The sequence below is a fragment of the Candidatus Nealsonbacteria bacterium genome (genome assembly GCA_011050465.1).
GTDB lineage: Bacteria > Patescibacteriota > Minisyncoccia > Minisyncoccales > RBG-13-36-15 > RBG-13-36-15.
Genome location: DRFQ01000006.1, coordinates 1 through 1,640, shown reverse-complemented (window position 1 = coordinate 1,640; position 1,640 = coordinate 1). Strand labels below are relative to the sequence as shown.

The following is a 1,640-nucleotide window of genomic DNA, read 5'->3' as shown; positions in this document are numbered from 1 at the left end:
TGCCCGAAGTGGTATTAAGCTTTCATGGTAGGATGAACAGCGTGCTTCAGGGTTCTTATCACAATTCCATCCCCCATCAGACCATTGAAATTTTAATAAACGATCCACTAATTGTTCTGTTCGGTCATCAATTAATCCCAGTTTATGAGAAAAGTAAATAGCATTTCCTTCTTGAGATGTGCACCGTCGGACTTTACCACGGATGGTTTTAATTTTTTTTAAAAATTTTGGTGAAAATAACCAATTATAAACTTGATCACGAAGGGGTAGCAATGAATCGTCACCTGAAGGATAATGTAATTCCGCTAAAAGGCTTAACACCCAGTGGGCTCCTTGCCATTTAACGTAAACTCCATTCACCTGGGAAAGTAAAGATTGAACCCTTGGGGAATTTCTGATCTCTTCTTGTAATTCTCGCATTTTCAAAGAGTTGGGATCTTCATGATCACGATAGAGAGCTGTCGAATATCTAATAGATGGCTCTTCTGAGTTTTCTAGCTGATTTATGACTTGCAAACGTGAGGGATTCATAATATAAGACAAATTTTTCTTTTCGTGTATAAATATTCAGAGAAAATTTAAAGTTTACTAAATTTTTTTTCAAAAACTATACAAGATTTTTCTCTTGACTCTGGCAAAGATAAGTACAACAGGGCTTGTAGAAATTGACAAAATAAAAGAATAAAATATTGTAATAATCAGATTTACGTCGAATGTATTATTTCTTCTTATGATTAATCTTTATAAAGTGAAGATCCTGCTTTCATATAGCGATTCAAATGACGCATCGATGCGACTACTTTTCCCGTTTCTTTTTCTTCCAGAGTAGAATCAAGCCAAAAATACTCAGTTTTACGGGAGACCCCTACACAAGCGACCTTCCCTTTAGCAATATAAGGAACATCTACTTGTGTTGGCCCATTGATATTCTTTATTTCAGTAGCGCCAAAAAAAGCTACACCCTTGTCCCACTTGGGGTCGTGGTCTTTTGTAAAAAACGCCATAGTGCCATACATAGCAGTGGGTGACAGAATTGCATTACCCCACGGTGATTTTCCTTTATAATAATCAATTCGATCGGTTATTGATGGTAATCCCTTAGTCGCGGCTTCTTGAGTAATTAATATTTCTTCAGGAGCAAGCACATCTCCAACTTTATAGTCAGCTAAAATACGTAAATCCTCTGGTTTACTATTTTTTAGTTCAATAGCTTGCAAATATGACGGTTCCTTTGGTTCACCAATAGAAATCGTTCCCGTCATTATCTGTTGGCCATTTTTCAGCTCACCCCACGCTTTAAATTGCACATCATTTGTAGCAATGGGTAGCATCTCTTCAGTTGTATCGGAGGGCAATTCGATGATTGCTCTTACTTCTTCTTCATCAACTGTAGCAAATGTATAATACATACTTATCGCTCCTTTCTCAAACCATCGATCACCAAATATTTTTTGACCTAAAGGTGAGAACAGACTCAGGTGAATTGTGCCTGGAATTGTCCCACCACGCATCCCTACGCTCTTTGCAGTAGCATCGTCATGAATTGAGGTTTTCATACCCCTATAGAGATTTTGAGGTTTCCGCCACCCTCCATACATTTTTCCATCCTTAACTTCAATATCATCAGACATATATAACAT

2 protein-coding genes are annotated in these 1,640 nt (G+C 37.4%); both read right to left on the bottom strand.

Features of this window, described 5'->3' with window-relative positions; all coding sequences use genetic code 11:
• The coding region (locus tag ENH66_01620; protein HDZ54379.1) for a hypothetical protein at positions 1 to 531 on the bottom strand (531 nt) is incomplete at its 3' end.
• A gap of 203 nt (positions 532 to 734) precedes the next feature.
• Positions 735 to 1,556: a hypothetical protein gene (locus ENH66_01615; GenBank protein HDZ54378.1), complete on the bottom strand. Its 822-nt coding sequence runs from the start codon at positions 1,554 to 1,556 to the stop codon at positions 735 to 737.
• Positions 1,557 to 1,640 lie beyond the last annotated feature (84 nt).